Below are 17,004 nucleotides of genomic sequence, written 5' to 3'. Positions count from 1 at the left end.
CGGTGCGGCTACACCTTGCACCGCTTCCGGCGGCACCGCATCCGCCGACCCGGCCTCCGTCGACACCGACGACACCGACGACCACGGGCAGTTCCACCGGGACCACCGCCTTCCGTTGTTTCCGGGGCTCTCCCTCACGGACGAGGCATCGGTTCACCGTGGCACGGGTGTGCGCCGGACGGGAGGGGCTGTTCGGCCCTCACGCGGAACGTCCGGCGGGGCGGTCGGCCGCGCGGTCGGCCTAGGCCGGTGGGGCATACGGTGGAGCAGCTTGACGAGGAACGAGTCGGCCACCGCGACCACGACGATCGTCACGGCGACGGCCGCGACAAGGAGCACGGCGAAGAGTTCGTAGAACTCCGGCGTGAATGTCGTACGCATGGCTGTCACCTCCTGGTGTGTCATGCGGACGCTTCTTCCACTCCTATTCAACTCCGCCCCCGGCATGAGCACTTGAGCCGACCGGCACGTTCCGCGATGCCTGACGGCCCTTGCGGCGCCCTCGGCGAAGCCGCCGGGACGTCCGCAGTGGAGCGGGCTGGACACCCGGTCAGTTCTCGCGGCCGTCGGTTACGGGGGCTGCCGCGCCGGGCTTGGTGGCGTGGACGATTGCGGAGTGCATCCCGTCGGCGACCGCGTGGGTCGGGATGATCTCGATGTCCGTGAACCCGGCCGCCTGAAGGCCGCGGTGGTACTCGGTGAAGGACAGGGCGCCCGCGATGCAGCCGACGTGGTCGCCGCGCTCGGCCCGCTGGGCGCGGGTGAGGGCGTCGTCGGCGACGACGTCGGAGACGCCCATACGTCCGCCGGGCTTGAGGACACGGAAGGCCTCGGCGAAGACGGCCTCCTTGTCGGTGGACAGGTTGATCACGCAGTTGGAGATCACGACGTCGATCGTCGCGGCGGGCAGGGGGATCGCCTCGATGACGCCCTTGAGGAACTCGACGTTGGTGACGCCGGCCTTCGCCGTGTTGGCGAGGGCGAGGGCGAGCATCTCCTCGGTCATGTCCAGCCCGTACGCCCTGCCGGTGGGGCCGACACGGCGGGCCGAGAGCAGGACGTCGATGCCGCCGCCCGAGCCGAGGTCAAGGACGCGTTCGCCCTCGCGGAGTTCGGCGACGGCGGTGGGGTTGCCGCAGCCGAGGGAGGCGGCCACCGCTTCGGCGGGCAGCTGCTCGCGGTCGGCGGGCGCGTAGAGGGTGGATCCGAAGGCGTCGTCGATCTCGACCGGCTGCGATCCGCAGCAGGCGGTGCCGCCTTCGGTGACCTGCACGGCCGCGGCGGCGTAGCGTCGGCGGACGGTTTCGCGTAGATCGGTGGTCTGCTCGCTCATGGCTCGACTCCCGGTTGACTGGGCGTGACCACGCCCGGAACGGCCTATATTGACGTTCATTGATACAACCTTGCGCCTTGCGCCTGAGGGACGTCAAGATAGACGTATGTCGAAACAGGAACTTCCGGTGATCGACCAGGACGACGGCGCCGCGGGCTGCTGCCCGGGACTGCTGACGGCGCCGCTCGACGAGGACCGGGCCGTGGAGCTGGCAAAGGTCTTCAAGGCCCTGGGCGATCCCGTCCGGTTGCGGTTGCTGTCGATGATCGCCTCCCGGGCCGGCGGCGAAGTCTGCGTGTGTGACCTCACGCCGGCCTTCGACCTGTCCCAGCCGACGATCTCCCACCACCTCAAACTGCTGCGCCAGGCCGGACTGATCGACTGCGAGCGCCGCGGCACCTGGGTGTACTACTGGCTGCTGCCCGAGGCGACCGACCGCCTCGCCGGCATCCTCACCCGCCCCGCGGGCGGCCCGCTGCCCGCCCCCGCGTGAGTTCGGCCCCTGACACCGCACCGGCGGCCTGCGCCACCGTCACCGCTCCGGAAGGCTCCGCACATGTCCGACTCCCGTCCCAGGCCGTCCGTGCTGTTCGTGTGCGTCCACAACGCGGGCCGCTCGCAGATGGCCGCCGCCTTCCTCACCCATCTCGCGCGCGGCCGGGTGGAGGTCCGCTCCGCCGGGTCCGCTCCGGCCGACGCCGTCAACCCGGTCGCTGTCCGGGCGATGGCGGAGGCCGGTATCGACCTGTCCGCCGAGATCCCGAAGATCCTCACGGTGGAGGCCGTCCGCGCGTCCGACGTGGTGATCACCATGGGCTGCGGTGACACCTGCCCCGTCCTGCCCGGCAAGCGCTACCTCGACTGGCGACTCGACGACCCTGCCGGACAGGGCGTCGAGGCCGTCCGGCCGATCCGGGACGAGATCGAACAGCTCACCCGCAGCCTCCTCGCCGAACTCCTGCCCGAGCACCCTTGACCGTCGCGGTGTCCGATGTCCGACGTCCGACGTCCGACGTCCGACGTCCGGCAGCACGGTCGTGCCGGGTGCTGGGGCGGGCGGACCGGTCGGGGCCTGGCGCGGAGGGTGCGCGTGCGCTATCGGAACGCCGCGTGGACCTCGACCTCCGTGGCGGCGTGCGAGACCACCAGGATCTCGTCCCCCGCCGCGAGGAGCAGATCGGCGGCCGGTGCGACGGGGGTGCCGTCGCGGACGACCGCCGCGACGACCGTGCCCGGCGGGACCTCGACGTCCGCCAGCGGGGCGCCGACGGCACGCGAGGCAGGCGTGATGCTCGTCTCGATCACGTTCACCCCGGCTCTGCTCAGCCGCAGCAGGGCGACGGTGTTCGTGGCTCCCGTGGCCTCCTCGATCAGGGAGACCAGCGGCATGGCGGCGGGTACCGCGGCGTCGACCCCCCAACTGCCGTCGAACAGCCAGGCGTTCGCCTCGTCGTTGACCCGGGCCACCACACGCTCCGCGCGGAACTGCCGTTTGGCGAGGAGGCTGATGACGAGGTTGTCCTCGTCCTCGCCGGTGACCGCGACGACGAGGTCCGTCGTATGGGCACCCGCACGCCGACGGGGCGTAGCCGACGCCCGACACCTCGTGCGGCGTCCCGTCCGCCCACAGCAGGGTGACGGTCATCTCCGCCTGGGTCAGGGTTCCGGTCTCGTCGGTGCAGATCACCGTGGTGGACCCGAGCGCCTCGACCGCGAGCAGTTGTTTGACCAGGGCGTGGCGTCGCGCCATGCGGCGGACGCCGATGGCCAGGGAGACCGAGAGCGTGGCCGGCAGTCCTTCGGGAACCAGTGCCACCATCACTCCGAGCGCGAACACGAAGGTGGGTACCAGGGGTTGCCCGGTCCGCAGGCGTGCCGCGAAGACGCACAGGCCGGTCACGACGGCCAGCGCGGCCACTCTACGGGCCATGGAGGCCACCTGCCGTTGCAGGGGTGTCTTCTGCCGGGGCGCGGTCTCGGTGAGCCGGAAGATCCGCCCGAACTCGGTTTCGGCACCGATCCCGTACACGACCGCGAACAGATCGGTGAACTGGGTCGCGAACTCCCGCCACAGCTTCCGCGACCGGGGCCGGGGCAGTTCGTTCGCGCCGTGCTCCCGCCGCCGTCGGTCCGCCTCGGGCCCGCTCAGGCCGCGCGGCGAGGTGCCGAGTGCCGTGTGGACCGCGTCGGCGGGCAGCAGGTGCGGTGACGGACCAGGTTCCCAGGACGCTTCGTCCTTCCCCGCCGGAATGCCGTAGCCGGATGCGCGCCGTACCGTGACGTGGCTGTCGTCCACTAGAGCCTCCGGACGCCGCTGTTCCTCCGGTGCAGGTTCGATGGGCCGTCACGTGACGGCACGTAACGGCACGGCCGTGCGGCGCGACGGGGTGGGGTCGTGGGTCTCCGTGCGCGAACGGTCGGGGCCGGGCGGGCCGTGCCGGTCCGTGTGCCCCGGTCCCGGCCCCGTTCCAGGCGACGGCGACGGTCCCGGCCTGTTCCGGTCCACGCCCAGGGTCGCCGGTGCGCGGTCCGTCCGGCCAGAGCCGGACGGACCGACCCGCCCGCCGGGGTCGTCCGGGCCCCCGGCGGGGCTTGTCGGCCCTTCTCGGCGTCATCCGGCCGCTCAGGCAGGCACCCGGTCGGCGCGGGACGCGGGCCGTGCGACGGCACGGCGGTTGCGTCCTGTTCAGCCCTTGACGGGGTCCGTAAGGCCCAGGTCCCGCGCGTCCGCTGCGTGGGACGGTGAGGGCAGGGACCCATGTCGCAGGAGGGGGGCCGTCGGATGAGCACCGTCCCGGCACGTGGAAAGCACCCCGTCCGCCGACCACGGGCACCGGCCGCGCCGGTGATGCGGTCCGGCCCGGGCAATCCCGAGGCGTCCTGGCCGGTGCGCCTCTACCGGAACGCCCTGTCCGTGCGACTCCGGCGACTCCTGGTGGCACACACCACTCCCGAGGCCCGTACTCGCGTGAAGCACTGGTTCGCCAGGATGCCGTCCGGCCACCGGGCGCTCGGTCTCGTGCGCTTCATGTGGTGGACGCGAGCGCACTCCCGTCTGGTCACAGGGCCGGAGCGGAGGGCGGCGCTGGTACGGGACGTACCGAAGGTGATTCTCGTACGCTCCGACGTCTCGCCCCTCCACGCGCGCAACGCCAACGCGGCGGCCGTCCGCGCGGCCCTCGACGCGGCGGGCCTCGACCACTTCGCCGTCCGCGGACACAGCAACACGTCCGCCGTCATCGCCCTCGACACCCGCGACCGTGCCGCCGCCCTGCACGCCCTGGAGCGCGCCTGCCGCGAACGGCCCGGGTACGTCGGCGCCCCCGACGGCACCCGGCGGGGACGCCACCTCACCCGCCCCGGGTTCCACCACCGCACCTGGCGACGGTTCGCGGGCGCCGACGTGTTCCGTATCACCTGGTACCGCGGCGATCCGGACGGGCAGCTGGTGTTCGGGCCGAAGTACGGCTGCGACGTCGAGTTCTGGGCGGCGGACGAGGAGGCGGGTGAGCTGCTGGCACCCCGCCCGAACCGCACCGCCGCACAGGTGCCGCGCGACGGCCCCCGGGTCCGCGTCTCCGACTCCCTGTTCACCGCGCTGGCCCCGGCCGACCGGCCCCTGCCACCGGTGCGCACCCGCCGGGAGTTCACCCGTCCCGGCCCCTGGGACGTACGGTTCCCCGTCGACGCCGTGTACACCTGGGTCGACGGGAGCGATCCCCGGTGGCGGCGGCGCCGGGCGGCCTGCGCCGGACAGCCCTACCATGAGGAGGCCGACAACGCGGCGCGGTACATCAGCCGTGACGAACTGCGCTATTCACTGCGCTCGCTCGCCCAGTACGCGCCCTGGGTGCGCACCATCCACCTGATCACCGACGACCAGGTCCCGTCCTGGCTCGACCCAGAGGTCCGCGGCATCCGCGTCGTCAGCCACCAGGACATCTTCGCCGACCCCGGTCTGCTGCCGACGTTCAACTCGCACGCCATCGAGAGCCAACTGCACCACGTCCCGGGCCTGTCCGAACACTTCCTCTACTTCAACGACGACGTGTTCCTGGGCCGGACGGTCGTCCCCCAGGACTTCTTCCTCGCCAACGGCCTGACCAAGTTCTTCCCTTCGTCGGTGCTCATCCCGCCCGGCGCGCCGAGCGTGCGGGACGTACCCGTCGCGGTCGCCGGCAAGAACAACCGCGCACTGATCGAGGCCACCTTCTCCACGGTCGTCAGCCAGAAGATGAAGCACGCCCCGCACCCGCTGCTGCGCAGTGTGCTGTACGAGATGGAGGAGAGGTTCCCGGTGGAGCACCGGGCCACCGCCTCCCACCGTTTCCGCAGCGTCGACGACGTCTCCTTCGTCTCCTCGCTGCACCACTACTACGCCTTCCACACCGCCCGCGCCGTGCCCGCCCGCATCCGCTACGCCTACCTCGACGTGTCCCACCCCGCCCTCGCCACGCGCCTCGCCGCTCTGCTCGCCAGGCGCGACAGGCAGGTGTTCTGCCTCAACGACACGGTCTCCCGCGAACAGGAACCCGTGGCCCGGCAGGCCCTGGTCACCGCCTTCATGCAGGCGTACTTCCCACTTCCCGGCCCCTGGGAGCTCGATCGTGCACGGCACCGGTCATGACACAGCGTCATGACCGCAATGGGGAGGGACCGCTCGGCACCGTCACGGAGCCCTACGGGCCCTTACCCGGCCCCGTGTCACCGCGCCACGGTGAGCAGGAGGGCGCCCATGAGAGGAACGGCGTCCGGGAAGGAAGCCATGAGGGAACCCGTGTCCGGACACCGCGCCCCCGGACAGGTTGTGCGCGGTGCAGGCGACATCGTGGTGGGCGTCGACGGGTCCGCGGCGTCCACGGCAGCGCTGCGCTGGGCCGCGCTGCAGGCCAGGGCCCTGCGGGCCGAGGTGACCGTGGTGCACGCCTGGGAACCGACCGTACGCGGACTCGCGCCCTACGCACCGGTGTCCGCGCGTCCGACGGCCGAGGAGGAACGGCTGCGGGCCGCGCAGGTGCTCGCCGCCACCGTGCGCGACGTCTTCGGTCAGCGGATCGACACCTGCGTGCGGGCGGTCCTGGTCGAAGGGCCGCCCGCGCCGGTGCTGCTGCGCTACGCGCGCGGGGCCCTGCTGCTCGCCCTGGGGCGCGGGGCGCACGGAGAGCTCGGCCTGTCTCCGGTCGGTGCCGTCGGCCGCGAGTGCCTGCGCCACGCGGTGGTCCCCGTCGTCGCGGTGCCCGCCGCCACGCGGACGCCGGCGATGTCCCCGCCGGCAGGCGCACCCATGGCCGTGCCCTCCGGTCGCGGAGCCGCGTGGCCACGCCCGCCGCGTGCCACCAGCCGTACACCCGCGCGCACCCCCTGCGCGGACTGATCGTCGAGGAGATGTCATGAACGTACTGGTCGGCTACGCGACCGAGCACGGTTCCACCCGCGGGATCGCGCAGCGGATGGCCACCGGGCTGACCGCGTCCGGGCTGGAGGCCGAGGCGAGGGACCTCGCGACGGTGGACGACAGCGACGCGTACGGAGCGTTCGTCCTGGGCAGCGCCGTGCACGGGCAGTCCTGGCTGGCTCCGGCCGAGGACTTCGTACGCGCCAACGCCGACGCCCTCGGCATCCGGCCCGTATGGATCTTCAGCGTGGGCATGCCGGGCGCGCTGCGCGGGCCGTGGAAGCGCCTGGGCCCCAAGGAGGCGCCGAGGATCGTCGGGAGGCTGCCGGGCGACCTGCCGTTCCGGGACCACCGGCTGTTCTCGGGCGTCGTCGCACGCGAACAACTGCCCCTGGCCGGACGGCTCGTGTTCCACCTGATGGGCGGACGGTTCGGCGACCACCGCGACTGGGCGGCCATCGACGCCTGGACGGCAGGCATCGCCGCCGACCTGGTCCACGGCCGGCCCGCCGTGGACCGGCAGGCGCGTCCTGGTCGTCGGATCCGGACCGGCCGGACTGCCCGCCGCCCACCATCCGCGCCTGATCGGCCACGAGGTGACGATCCGTGAGGCGCAGGACCGGCCCGGTGGCATGATGCGCTACGGCATCCCGCGCTACCGGCTCCCCCGTGAGGTCCTGGACGCCGAGACCGACCGTATCCTCCGTATCCTCGCGACGGGCGCCACCGTGGAAACCGGTTGCCGGGTGGACGACGTCCTCGCGGCGCAGCGGGACGGCGGCTTCGACGCCGTGTTCCTGGCGGTGACCACCACCGTGGTCACGCCGCGCCGCCGACAGGACGCGTGCGAGAACCCCGACGGTGACGGCAACTGTCCGGGCACCGGCCCCTCTTCGGTCGAATTCCGACCGTCCCGGCCAGGCACAGGCCGGGACCGTCCCCCTACGCCCGACCTACTCGTCCGCGATCCAGTGCTCGAAGGCCATCAGATGCCGCTCGGAGGCGGCGAGCACGTTGGTGTACATCTGGCGCGCGTCCGGGGCGGTGAGTCCGGACAGCGCCTTTTCCAGTGCGGCGATGTCGTCGGTCTCGACCGTGCGGCCCGCCTTCAACGCTCCGGACAGGCTGTCCTCGCCCTGCTTCAGCAGCCGGTCGTACGTGGCCTGGACGGCCGGGTCGGTGAACTCGCCGGCCGGGTTGCCGGCGGTCGGGTCGGTGACGTCGTAGCGGTCCAGCAGGGTACGCACGGCGGTCAGGTGCCGGGTCTCGGCCGCCGCGATCCGCCCGAAGACACGCAGGTCGTAGCGTTCGGCGAACGCCGTGTAGAGGTCGTGCGCGAGCTTCTCCTCCTCGGCCGTCCCCGCCAGCGTGGTCTTCTGCGCGGCCGTCAGGGTCCCCTGCCGGGCCGGGGCGCCCGCGTTGCAGGTTCCGTCGTGCCGCCGCAAGCCGTGCATGTCCCCGCCGTGGTGGCGCCCCTGGTGCCGGGCGTCCATCAGCATGCTCCGCGACGTGGTCCGCGTGTCCCCGTCCGTGCCCGCGGTCACCGGGCCGACTGCCAGCACTCCGCCGATGGCGAGGGCACCCGCGACGACCGCCGCCGCGATCCTGATGTTGCGCTTCATGGCGAACCTCCTCGGGACCGCGGGACCGTTTTCCGTTCCCGCACCATCACCGTCGCCCCCCGCCCTGGAGTCGGCGTGCGATGCGTGTGGAGATGGGATGGAGACGGTCGACGGGCGGGTTGGGGCTGTTCGGCCCCTCCCGGAGGCGCGCGCACGGTGCGTAGGTGTGGGACATGGCCGCCACCGTGCTCGTCGTCGAGGACGAGAAGGAGATCCGCGAGCTGCTGCGCCGCTACCTGGAGCGCGCGGGCTACGGGGTGCTGACGACCGGCTCGGGCGCCGAGGCCGTGCGGCTGCTCGGCGAGCATGGGATCGATCTGACGCTACTGGATCTCGGGCTGCCGGACGTGGACGGGGACGAAGTACTGCGCGAGGCCCGCGCACACGGGCGGGTGCCCGTGGTGGTGCTGACCGCCCGCAGCACCGTCGAGGACCGCATCCACGGGCTGCGGCTGGGCGCCGACGACTACGTGACCAAGCCGTTCAGCCCGACCGAGGTGGTGCTGCGCGTGGGTGCGGTGCTGCAGCGCGTCGGGGGTACGGCGACGGGGGCGGCGCCCGTCCCGTCGTCGTACGGTGAAGGCCGCCTGCGGATCGACGAGGCACGGCACGAGGCGGTGCTGGACGGCTGTTACCTGGAGTTGACGCCCACCGAGTGGGGTCTGCTGACGGCGCTCGCGTCGGTGCCAGGCCGGGTGTTCTCGCGGTACGAGCTCGTCAACCGGGTGCGCGGCTACGAGTTCGCCGGATACGAGCGGACGATCGACTCGCATGTGAAGAACCTGCGGCACAAGCTCGGGGCCGACGGCCCCGGGCTCGTGGAAACGGTGCTGAGTGTGGGCTACCGGCTGGGGTTGGCCCGTGATCCGTGAGCCGCGCTCCGGTGTACGACTCCCCGGTATACGGCTCTCCGGTGGGCTCGGCCCGCTCGGGCGCCGCTTGTTCGCGGCGTTCGCCGTCGTGGCACTGGCGTCCGTGGCCCTGCTGACGGCCGCGGCCCTCGTGGGAACCGACCGCGGGCTCAGCAGCGCCCACCAGGCGGACCGGGAGCGCACGGCCGCCCGGGTGGCCGCGGTCGCCGCCGACGCCTACCGGAGGTCCGGAGGCTGGTCCACGGCCGACCTGTCGAGGGCACGCTCCGTCGCCACCGGCGCCGGAGCGGTGCTCACGGTGCGCGACGCGAATGACGAGGTGGCGACCAAGGGCTCCGGCGCCGGCCCGGAGGGCGAGCACGGCATGTCCGGTTCGGGCCACGGGCAGCACGGGCGAGGGGTCGGCGCGGGGCCCGATGCGAGCGCTCCGGTGGTGGTCGACGGCCGCGCGGTCGGCTCCGTGCGTCTCGTCTTCTCGGCGGGCTCCGGGTCGACGGGCCGGTCCGTCGCCTGGGGCTGGATCGCCGTGGCCGCCGCCGGGGCGCTGGCGCTAGCCCTGGCCGTGAGCTGGTTCGTCACCCGGCGTCTGACGGCCCCCGTGGTGCGGGTCGCGTCGACCGCGCGGGCGCTGGCCACCGGAGACCGCGGGGCGCGGGCCCGGATCGACGCCCCCGGCGAACTGGGCGACCTCACCCGCGCCTTCGACGCCATGGCGGACGACGTCGACCATGCCGAACAGGCCCGTCACCGGCTCGCCGCGGACGTCGCCCACGAACTGCGTACGCCGCTGGCCTCGTTGCAGGCGGGGCTTGAGGAACTGCGCGACGGCTACGCCGACCCGTCGGCCGGACGCCTGGCCTCCCTCCACGACCAGGCTCTGCGGCTCGGCCGCATCGTCGGTGACCTCGGGGAACTCGCGGAGGCCGAGTCGGCCCGGCTGTCCCTGCGCCCGGCCGAGCTGGATCTGACGGCCCTGGCCGAGGCCGCCGTGGCCGAACGGGGGGCCGAGCTGCGTACCGCCGGGCTGACCGTGCGCACCGTGCCCGGCCCCGCTCCCCTGTCGGTCCGGGCCGACGCCGACCGTCTGCACCAGGCGCTCGGCAACCTGCTGAGCAACGCCGCCCGCCACTGCCGCCCCGGCGACACCGTCACCGTCACCACCTCCGCCACGCCCGCCGAAGCCGTCGTGGAGGTGGCCGACACCGGGCCCGGTATCCCCGCCGACGAGCTGCCGCACGTCTTCGACCGCCTGTGGCGCGGCGCACGTGCCGGCGCCGGTGGTGGCAGCGGCATCGGCCTCGCCGTGGTCAAGGAGCTGGTCACCGCCCACGGCGGCACGGTCACCGCGGGCTCCGGACCGAGCGGCGGAACGCGGATGACGCTCCGGCTGCCCAGGACCACCCCGTACGGGGCAGGGCCCGTACCGGGCAGCGGGCCACGAGTTACCTCACGGGCAAATACCCCTGGGGGTATTTGACGCTCTCCCCCGCACCGCCGTACTCTCATCGGAGAGATACCCCCGGGGGTACTTGAGAAGGCAACGAAGTGGCTCGTGAAGTGACACAGGAAGTGCTCCCGCGCCCACCCCGCACATCTCAACACCTGCACACCTGCACACCTGCCCCTCGGAAACCCGAAAGGAGCACCGCCTTGGCCGCCACCCCTTCCCCCGCCGACTCCCCGGTCTCCGGCCGTCACCGCGTCGCCGTCATCGGCGGCGGCAGCGCCGGCATCAGCGTCGCCGCCCGCCTGCGCCGCGCCGGCGTCGGCGACATCACCCTGATCGAACCGTCCGACACGCACTGGTACCAGCCGCTGTGGACCCTGGTCGGCGGCGGCCAGGCACCCCTGGCCGCCACTCGGCGCCCCGAAGGATCGGTGGTCCCGGACGGTGTGCGCTGGATCCGCCGCGCTGCCCTGGCCGTGGATCCGGAGACCCGCACGGTGACCCTGTCCGGGGGTGTCCCCCTCGCTTACGAGTACCTGGTCATGGCACCCGGGCTGCGACTCGACTGGGGCAGCGTGCCGGGCCTGGCCGAGGCCGTCGGGCACGACCGGGTGAGCAGCAACTACGCGCCCGAGTACGCGCCGCGCACCTGGGAGCTGATCAAGTCGATGCGGTCGGGTACGGCCGTCTTCACCCACCCGGCGACCCCGCTGAAGTGCGGCGGCGCCCCGCAGAAGATCGCCTACCTGGCCGCCGACCACTGGCGAAGGCGGAAGGTCCTCGACGACATCCGGATCGTCCTAGTCATCCCCGATCCGACGATGTTCAAGGTGCCCGCCTGGTCGCGGGTGCTGGAGAAGGTGGCGGCCCGGTACGGCATCGAGGTGCGGCTGCGCTCCGAGATGACCGCCGTCGACGGCGACGCCCGCGAGGTCACGATCACCGACCACACGAACGGCACGAAGGAAATCATCGGCTACGACCTCCTGCACGCCGTGCCTCCGCAGAGCGCGCCCGACTGGGTCCAGGCGGGCCCGCTCGCCGACCCGGCCAGCCCTCAAGGGTTCGTCGCCGCCGACAAGTACACCCTGCAACACCCGTCCTATGCCGAGGCCTTCGCACTCGGGGACGTGGCGAACCTGCCGACCTCCAAGACAGGCGCAGCCATACGCAAGCAGGCCCCGGTCGTGGCCGGCAATCTGCTCGACGTCATGAACGGCCGTTCCCCCTCGCACCGGTACGACGGCTACACGTCCTGTCCGCTGGTGACGGCCCGCGACCGGATGCTGCTCGCCGAGTTCGACTACGACCTCAACCCCACGCCCACCTTCCCGCTGCTGGATCCGTTCAAGGAGCGGCGCACGGGGTGGGTGTTCAAGCGGTACGGGCTGCCGCCGCTCTACTGGCACGGCATGCTCACCGGCCGCCTCTGACCGGTCGGCCCGGCATCCCCTGGCCCGGGCGCCCCCGACCCGGGCGCCCCCGCCTCAGGCCGACCACCTCCCCCGCCTCCGACGAAGGCGGACCAGAACCTCACCCATACCCCCGGGGTGACAGACCCCGTCCGACATGGAGGTCATCAGACCAATGTTCTTCGCCCAGTACTACCTCGACTGCCTCTCCCAGGCGTCCTACCTGATCGCCGACGAGAGCACCGGCAAGGCCGTCGTCGTCGACCCGCGGCGCGACGTCTCCGAGTACCTCACCGACGCCGCCGCCCACGGTTTCACCATCGAGGCCGTCATCAACACCCACTTCCACGCCGACTTCCTCGCCGGCCACCTCGAACTCGCCGACCGCACCGGCGCCTGGATCGGTTACGGACGGCGCGCCGAGGCGGAGTACCCCATTCGCAAGCTCGCCGACGGTGAACACATCACCCTCGGGGACGTCCAGTTGCGCATCCTCGAAACGCCGGGTCACACCCCGGAGTCGATCAGCATCCTGGTCCACGAGCACGCGAACGACGCCGTCCCGTACGGCGTGCTGACCGGTGACGCGCTGTTCATCGGCGACGTCGGCCGCCCCGACCTGCTCGCCTCCATCGGCGTCACCGCCGACGAACTCGGCAAGATGCTCTACGACACCGTCCAGCACAAGCTGATGGGCCTCCCGGACGCCGTCCGCGTCTTCCCCGCCCACGGCGCCGGCTCCGCCTGCGGCAAGAACCTCTCCACCCGGCGCCAGTCCACCATCGGCGAGCAGCGCGCCACCAACTACGCCTGCCGGCCCATGAGCGAGGACGCGTTCGTGTCACTGGTGACCGAGGGCCAGCCGTCCGCGCCCGCCTACTTCGTCTACGACGCCATCCTCAACCGTAAGGAGCACGGCCTGTTCGACGCCGCCACCGCACCCCGCCCGCTGTCCGTCGAGGAGTTCCTGCAGCGGCGCGCGGCCGGAGCGGTCGTGCTCGATGCCCGCTCTCCGCAGGACTTCGGTCCCGGGTATCTGCGCGGCTCCGTCAACGTGCCCGCCGACGGCCGGTTCGCCGAGCAGGCGGGCATGGTCGTCGCGCCCGAGCACGAGGTCGTCGTCATCGCCCCGCAGGACCGCGAGGAGGAGATCGTCACCCGGCTCGCGCGGATCGGCTTCGACAGGGTCGGCGGCTACCTGCGCGAACCCGAGGGCGCTTTCCCGGCCCTGGCCGACGAGATGGAGCAGGCCAGCCGCCTGACCGCCGACGAGCTTCGCTCACTGCTGGACGGCGACGAACCACCGTTGCTGCTGGACGTGCGCAACACCGCCGAACGCGAGGAGGGCTTCATCGAGGGCTCCCTGCACATCCCGCTGGCCGAACTCACCCGCCGCAGCGAGGAGCTCCCGGCCGGCCGGCCCCTGGTCGTGCACTGCGCGGGCGGTCACCGCTCGTCCGTCGCCGCCAGCCTGCTGCGCCACCAGGGCCGTACCGACGTCTCCGACCTCCTCGGCGGCTACGGCGCGTGGCTCGCCCTGCCCGCATCCGCCGACGCCTGACCCCACCGAGAGCTGCCACTACTACCCCGGCGGGTATGTGGTCCACAGGCGACGGCACCACCGCCGCGGACGGCATCCGCCGGGGACTGCCGTCCGACCCGGCGGAGGAGCGTGAAAACGATGGCAACAGCAGGTCGTGACCGGCCCCCGACGAGCGGGGACAACTTCGTCGTGACCGCCTGCGGGCGCAGGATCGCCGTGCGGTGCCTGCGGCTCGCGCCCGCGGAGCGACCCATCAGCCGGGTCACCCTGGACGTGGGCCGCGACCAGGGCGACGAGCCGGGTGTGTGGGCGGCACTCACCGCCGACGAGGCACGCGACGTGGCCCACCTGCTCCTCCGGTACGCCGACCTGGCCGAGAACGACACCGAGCCCGCCGGTCCGACACCGGAGGGCTCGCCCTCACCCTGACCGGGGCCGGCATGACAGGCGCCGCCGGCGCGGCCCTGTCACTCGCGCGACCCCGGCGTCGGGCATCTCAGGTGTAGATGATCTGGCCGCCGGCCGCGTGCTGGTAGAACTCGCCGACCGTGATGATGCCCTGGACCTGTTCGACGAGGTCTTCCTTGGCGAGTTCGAAGAGGTCGACGGACGCCTTGCAGGCGTAGATCCCGGCGCCGGTGTCGGCGATCATCTCGATGAACTCGGGGATCGGAGGGATGTCGAGCTTGTCCATCTTGTGCTCCATCTGGCGGGTGACCAGGCCCGGAACGCCGGGCACGCCGCCGAGCAGGGTCGGCAGGTGCAGTCCGGGGTTGCCGACGGTGGCCAGCTTGATGTGTTCCCAGCGCTTCTTCGTGATCGCGTCCAGGCCGAAGAAGGTGAAGAACAACTCGGCCTCGATGCCCTCGGCGCGGGCGCCGTTGGCCATGATCAGCGCGGGGTAGATCCCTTCCAGGGAGCCCTTGGAGACGATGACGGAAACCTTCTCGATCGTGGCGGTGTCGGCCATGACGGACCGCACTCCCTCTCAGATGCACCCGCGGGGCTTGGGGATACCGGCGATCTTCGCGGCGGTCTTCGCCGGACCCTTGGGGAAGAGCTGGTAGAGCTCCTTCACGCTGACGCCGGAGACCTTGCCGAGAACACGCACGGTCGGACCGGTGCCCTTGGCCGCGTACTGGTCGCGCATGAAGCGGATCACGATCCAGTGCCGGTCGGTCAGCGCGTCGATACCGGCCTCCTTGGCGATCTGCTCCGCCATCGGCTCGGTCCAGCGGGCCGGGTCGGTGAAGAACCCCTCGTCGTCGATGGGGACGCCGGTGTTGTCGTAGGTGGTGGTGGGCATGGCGGGTCCTCTCCCTTGAGCCGACCTGAACGGGCGCGTGGCCGCAGACGGACACGTGGGCCTCAGTGCGGCACGTACTCCTCAGTGCGGCACGTGATGCTTGCCGTGCTCGGACATCGCCGAGCCGATACCCGGCAGCTCCCGGCCGGGCAGCAGGCTGTGCCAGTACAGCCACTCGAAGGCGAGCTTGCCGAGATGGGCGGCGTGCGACTCCTTCAGCAGTGGCAGGCCGACAGGGCCCGGGAAGTGACCCGGCAGCGGTTCGGTGTCGTAGTTGAAGTCGATCAGCAGGGCCTTGTGGAAGCCGGTCTCCACGAAGCAGTTGGCATGCCCGTCGAAGGAGGCGTCCAGTGGCTGCCCGGCCAGGAACTGGCCGATGTTGTGCACCAGCACCTCCCCCTCGAAGTGCGCCACCGAGCCCGCCTTGGACGCCGGCAGACCCGCCGCGTCCCCGACCGCGAACACCTCGTGCCGACCCGGAAGTTGCAGGGTGTGCGGGTCGACGGGCACGAAGCCGAGTTCGTCGCCCAGCCCTGCGGAGCGCCCCACGTACTCGGCGCCGCCGTGCAGCGGCACGACCACGGCCAGGTCGAAGGCCACCTCGCGCTCGTCGTAGGACATCAGCCGTCCGTGTTCGCCGTCGACCTCTCCGAGTGTGAACTCGGTGACCAGCTCGATCCCCTTGTCATTGAGCAACCCGCCCAGCGCCTTGGCCGCGACCGGCTTGGTGAACGCCCCGTCGAGCGGGGTGGCGTACGTCAGCTCGACCCGGTCGCGGATGCCCCGGGACCGGAAGTACCAGTCGGCGAGGAACGCGAACTCCAGAGGCGCGACCGGGCATTTGAGGGGCAGGTCGGCGATGTCGACCACCACGCGGCCACCCTCGAAGCGCTCCAGCGCGTCGTGCAGACCGGTGGCGCCGGGCAGGTCGTAGAAGGTGAAGACCTTCTCGCCCCAGCCGGGGCCGGTCAGCCCCTCGGTCTCCTCCGGCAGCAGCCGGGCCCCGGTGGCGACCACGAGGACGTCGTACGACAGCTGGATGCCCCCGGCCAGCCGCACCGTCCGAGCGTCCAGGTCGACCCGGTCGATCCGCGCCATCTTGTAGTCGACGGCCTCGTCCAGTTGCCGGGGACGGGACCGGACCAGGTGGTCGGGCCGAGCGAGCCCGAAGGGCACGAACAGCAGGCCGGGCTGGTAGAGGTGGTCGTCGTCCTGGTCGACGACCGTGACAAGGCACTCGTCTCGGTCGTACGTGCGGCACAGGCGGTTGGCCGTCATGGTGCCGGCGGTTCCGCCGCCGAGAATCACGATGTGTTTGCCCATGCCCCCACTGTCGTGCGCGAGACGACGGCAGGGCATGGGCCGCGGGTCCCCGCCGAGTACCCACCCGGGTATCACTTCGGCCGGGCCCACCGGCCCCCACGCCCCCCGCGTCCGACACGAACCCCCGGGTGAAATACCCGGCAGGGTATGCCCCGGCGTAACCGGGCACGAGGGCCGAACGGCCCCCGGCGCACCCCGTCGGACCCTCGCCCCTCCCCCGCGCTCGCGGTCGACTGGGGTTCGGAGCAGTCGACATCAGCGAGAAGGGCTCGGCCATGACCGGCAGCACACCGCAGACCCTCCACACGAACCGCGCCCGGTCCGGGGACGTGCACCGTCTGGAGGTCGCCCACGTCGACGGCGACGCGTACAGCACGGAGGTGCGGGGACACCGCCTCCAGGTCGACCAGCCCCTGGAGGCGGGCGGGTCCGACACCGCGCCCACCCCCACCGAGCTCTTCGCGGCCTCCCTGGCGACCTGCGTCGCCTTCTACGCGGGCCGCTACCTCCACCGGCACGGCCTGTCCCAGGCCGGGCTGCGCGTCCGCACGGAGTTCACCATGGCCACCGACCGACCGCCGCGCGTGGCCTCCATGCTGCTGGTGATCGTGCCGCCGCCGGAACTGCCCGAGCGGCGGCGTGCGGCCCTGCTGGCGGTGGTCTCGCGCTGCACGGTCCACAACACCCTGCACGAGCCGCCCGAGATCGACATCGAGCTGGCACCGCCCCCATCCCTCCCCTGACAGCCGTC

Annotated in this window: 17 protein-coding genes and 4 pseudogenes; 12 read left to right on the top strand and 9 right to left on the bottom strand. The window is 72.2% G+C overall.

Annotated features, from left to right (window positions below; translation table 11 throughout):
* Positions 1-153: 153 nt before the first annotated feature.
* Together K3769_RS39665 and arsM are read right to left on the bottom strand one after the other, a co-directional pair.
* Positions 154-381: a hypothetical protein gene (locus K3769_RS39665; RefSeq protein ID WP_267031051.1), complete on the bottom strand. Its 228-nt coding sequence runs from the start codon at positions 379-381 to the stop codon at positions 154-156.
* Positions 382-550: 169 nt separating this feature from the next.
* The gene (gene arsM, locus K3769_RS39660; RefSeq protein WP_267031050.1) at positions 551-1,333 is read right to left on the bottom strand and encodes an arsenite methyltransferase; all 783 of its coding nucleotides are present in this window, start codon (positions 1,331-1,333) and stop codon (positions 551-553) included.
* A 106-nt stretch (positions 1,334-1,439) separates the two neighbouring features.
* On the opposite strand from arsM, the gene K3769_RS39655 reads away from it, so the two are divergent.
* Both K3769_RS39655 and K3769_RS39650 read left to right on the top strand, forming a co-directional pair.
* Positions 1,440-1,826, top strand: coding sequence for an ArsR/SmtB family transcription factor (locus K3769_RS39655; RefSeq protein ID WP_267031049.1), 387 nt, complete (start codon positions 1,440-1,442; stop codon positions 1,824-1,826).
* 63 nt (positions 1,827-1,889) lie between these two features.
* Positions 1,890-2,309: an arsenate reductase ArsC gene (locus K3769_RS39650; protein ID WP_267031048.1), complete on the top strand. Its 420-nt coding sequence runs from the start codon at positions 1,890-1,892 to the stop codon at positions 2,307-2,309.
* 119 nt (positions 2,310-2,428) lie between these two features.
* Here the strand turns inward: K3769_RS39650 and K3769_RS39645 are convergent, their stop codons facing one another.
* The 3 genes and pseudogenes from K3769_RS39645 to K3769_RS39635 all read right to left on the bottom strand — a co-directional run.
* On the bottom strand, positions 2,429-2,800 hold the full coding sequence (locus K3769_RS39645) for a TrkA C-terminal domain-containing protein (protein WP_372515190.1): 372 nt from the start codon (positions 2,798-2,800) through the stop codon (positions 2,429-2,431).
* Positions 2,792-2,851, bottom strand: a pseudogene (locus K3769_RS39640) (hypothetical protein); the annotation flags it as partial. The gene K3769_RS39645 and the pseudogene K3769_RS39640, both read right to left, overlap by 9 nt.
* Before the next feature lie 106 nt (positions 2,852-2,957).
* Positions 2,958-3,629: pseudogene (locus tag K3769_RS39635) on the bottom strand (HAD-IC family P-type ATPase); the annotation flags it as partial.
* Positions 3,630-4,115: 486 nt separating this feature from the next.
* On the opposite strand from K3769_RS39635, the gene K3769_RS39630 reads away from it, so the two are divergent.
* From K3769_RS39630 to K3769_RS41005, 4 genes and pseudogenes are all read left to right on the top strand, one after another.
* The gene (locus tag K3769_RS39630) at positions 4,116-5,960 is read left to right on the top strand and encodes a stealth family protein (protein ID WP_435369370.1); all 1,845 of its coding nucleotides are present in this window, start codon (positions 4,116-4,118) and stop codon (positions 5,958-5,960) included.
* A gap of 138 nt (positions 5,961-6,098) precedes the next feature.
* Positions 6,099-6,707 carry a universal stress protein gene (locus K3769_RS39625; protein ID WP_267031047.1) on the top strand — a complete coding sequence of 203 codons (609 nt, stop codon included), beginning with the start codon at positions 6,099-6,101 and terminating at the stop codon, positions 6,705-6,707.
* A 16-nt stretch (positions 6,708-6,723) separates the two neighbouring features.
* Positions 6,724-7,119, top strand: a pseudogene (locus K3769_RS39620) (flavodoxin domain-containing protein); the annotation flags it as partial.
* 139 nt (positions 7,120-7,258) lie between these two features.
* Positions 7,259-7,318, top strand: a pseudogene (locus tag K3769_RS41005) (hypothetical protein); the annotation flags it as partial.
* 363 nt (positions 7,319-7,681) lie between these two features.
* Here K3769_RS41005 and K3769_RS39615 read toward each other — a convergent pair.
* The gene (locus tag K3769_RS39615; protein ID WP_267031046.1) at positions 7,682-8,350 is read right to left on the bottom strand and encodes a ferritin-like domain-containing protein; all 669 of its coding nucleotides are present in this window, start codon (positions 8,348-8,350) and stop codon (positions 7,682-7,684) included.
* Positions 8,351-8,523: 173 nt separating this feature from the next.
* On the opposite strand from K3769_RS39615, the gene K3769_RS39610 reads away from it, so the two are divergent.
* The 5 genes from K3769_RS39610 (at position 8,524) to K3769_RS39590 (ending at position 14,053) form a co-directional block, all read left to right on the top strand.
* Positions 8,524-9,222 (top strand): response regulator transcription factor, encoded by a 699-nt coding sequence (locus K3769_RS39610; protein ID WP_267031045.1) that lies wholly within the window; start codon positions 8,524-8,526, stop codon positions 9,220-9,222.
* Complete coding sequence (locus K3769_RS39605; RefSeq protein WP_267031044.1) at positions 9,212-10,699, top strand: sensor histidine kinase; 1,488 nt, start codon at positions 9,212-9,214, stop codon at positions 10,697-10,699. Before K3769_RS39610 ends, K3769_RS39605 begins: the two co-directional genes overlap by 11 nt.
* Before the next feature lie 173 nt (positions 10,700-10,872).
* Positions 10,873-12,102: an NAD(P)/FAD-dependent oxidoreductase gene (locus K3769_RS39600; protein ID WP_267031043.1), complete on the top strand. Its 1,230-nt coding sequence runs from the start codon at positions 10,873-10,875 to the stop codon at positions 12,100-12,102.
* A 154-nt stretch (positions 12,103-12,256) separates the two neighbouring features.
* Positions 12,257-13,642 carry an MBL fold metallo-hydrolase gene (locus tag K3769_RS39595; RefSeq protein ID WP_267031042.1) on the top strand — a complete coding sequence of 462 codons (1,386 nt, stop codon included), beginning with the start codon at positions 12,257-12,259 and terminating at the stop codon, positions 13,640-13,642.
* Positions 13,643-13,762: 120 nt separating this feature from the next.
* Entirely contained in the window at positions 13,763-14,053 is a 291-nt protein-coding gene (locus tag K3769_RS39590; protein ID WP_267031041.1) for a hypothetical protein, read from the top strand.
* Positions 14,054-14,120: 67 nt separating this feature from the next.
* On the opposite strand, the gene K3769_RS39585 is transcribed toward K3769_RS39590, so the two are convergent.
* The 3 genes from K3769_RS39585 to sqr form a co-directional block, all read right to left on the bottom strand.
* Positions 14,121-14,594 carry a DsrE/DsrF/DrsH-like family protein gene (locus tag K3769_RS39585; protein ID WP_267031040.1) on the bottom strand — a complete coding sequence of 158 codons (474 nt, stop codon included), beginning with the start codon at positions 14,592-14,594 and terminating at the stop codon, positions 14,121-14,123.
* Between the two features lie 18 nt (positions 14,595-14,612).
* Entirely contained in the window at positions 14,613-14,930 is a 318-nt protein-coding gene (locus K3769_RS39580) for a TusE/DsrC/DsvC family sulfur relay protein (protein ID WP_267031039.1), read from the bottom strand.
* An 81-nt stretch (positions 14,931-15,011) separates the two neighbouring features.
* A complete protein-coding gene (gene sqr / locus K3769_RS39575) occupies positions 15,012-16,253 on the bottom strand; it encodes a type III sulfide quinone reductase, selenoprotein subtype (protein WP_267031038.1) in 1,242 nt (413 codons plus the stop codon).
* 275 nt (positions 16,254-16,528) lie between these two features.
* Here sqr and K3769_RS39570 point away from each other — a divergent pair, with 275 nt between their 5' ends.
* Positions 16,529-16,996 carry an OsmC family protein gene (locus K3769_RS39570; protein WP_267031037.1) on the top strand — a complete coding sequence of 156 codons (468 nt, stop codon included), beginning with the start codon at positions 16,529-16,531 and terminating at the stop codon, positions 16,994-16,996.
* The last annotated feature ends 8 nt before the right edge of the window (positions 16,997-17,004 follow it).

Source organism: Streptomyces ortus (assembly GCF_026341275.1).
Taxonomy (GTDB): domain Bacteria; phylum Actinomycetota; class Actinomycetes; order Streptomycetales; family Streptomycetaceae; genus Streptomyces; species Streptomyces ortus.
Note: the sequence above shows the minus strand (reverse complement) of the source record. Positions and strands in the feature narration are given on the sequence as shown.

Excerpts from the sequence above, each read along its gene's own strand:
- K3769_RS39665 (WP_267031051.1), bottom strand. The coding sequence starts at position 381 with ATGCGTACGACATTCACGCCGGAGTTCTACGAACTCTTCGCCGTGCTC.
- arsM (WP_267031050.1), bottom strand. The coding sequence starts at position 1,333 with ATGAGCGAGCAGACCACCGATCTACGCGAAACCGTCCGCCGACGCTAC.
- K3769_RS39655 (WP_267031049.1), top strand. The coding sequence starts at position 1,440 with ATGTCGAAACAGGAACTTCCGGTGATCGACCAGGACGACGGCGCCGCG.
- K3769_RS39650 (WP_267031048.1), top strand. The coding sequence starts at position 1,890 with ATGTCCGACTCCCGTCCCAGGCCGTCCGTGCTGTTCGTGTGCGTCCAC.
- K3769_RS39630 (WP_435369370.1), top strand. The coding sequence starts at position 4,116 with ATGAGCACCGTCCCGGCACGTGGAAAGCACCCCGTCCGCCGACCACGG.
- K3769_RS39625 (WP_267031047.1), top strand. The coding sequence starts at position 6,099 with ATGAGGGAACCCGTGTCCGGACACCGCGCCCCCGGACAGGTTGTGCGC.
- K3769_RS39615 (WP_267031046.1), bottom strand. The coding sequence starts at position 8,350 with ATGAAGCGCAACATCAGGATCGCGGCGGCGGTCGTCGCGGGTGCCCTC.
- K3769_RS39610 (WP_267031045.1), top strand. The coding sequence starts at position 8,524 with ATGGCCGCCACCGTGCTCGTCGTCGAGGACGAGAAGGAGATCCGCGAG.
- K3769_RS39595 (WP_267031042.1), top strand. The coding sequence starts at position 12,257 with ATGTTCTTCGCCCAGTACTACCTCGACTGCCTCTCCCAGGCGTCCTAC.
- K3769_RS39590 (WP_267031041.1), top strand. The coding sequence starts at position 13,763 with ATGGCAACAGCAGGTCGTGACCGGCCCCCGACGAGCGGGGACAACTTC.
- K3769_RS39585 (WP_267031040.1), bottom strand. The coding sequence starts at position 14,594 with ATGGCCGACACCGCCACGATCGAGAAGGTTTCCGTCATCGTCTCCAAG.
- K3769_RS39580 (WP_267031039.1), bottom strand. The coding sequence starts at position 14,930 with ATGCCCACCACCACCTACGACAACACCGGCGTCCCCATCGACGACGAG.
- sqr (WP_267031038.1), bottom strand. The coding sequence starts at position 16,253 with ATGGGCAAACACATCGTGATTCTCGGCGGCGGAACCGCCGGCACCATG.
- K3769_RS39570 (WP_267031037.1), top strand. The coding sequence starts at position 16,529 with ATGACCGGCAGCACACCGCAGACCCTCCACACGAACCGCGCCCGGTCC.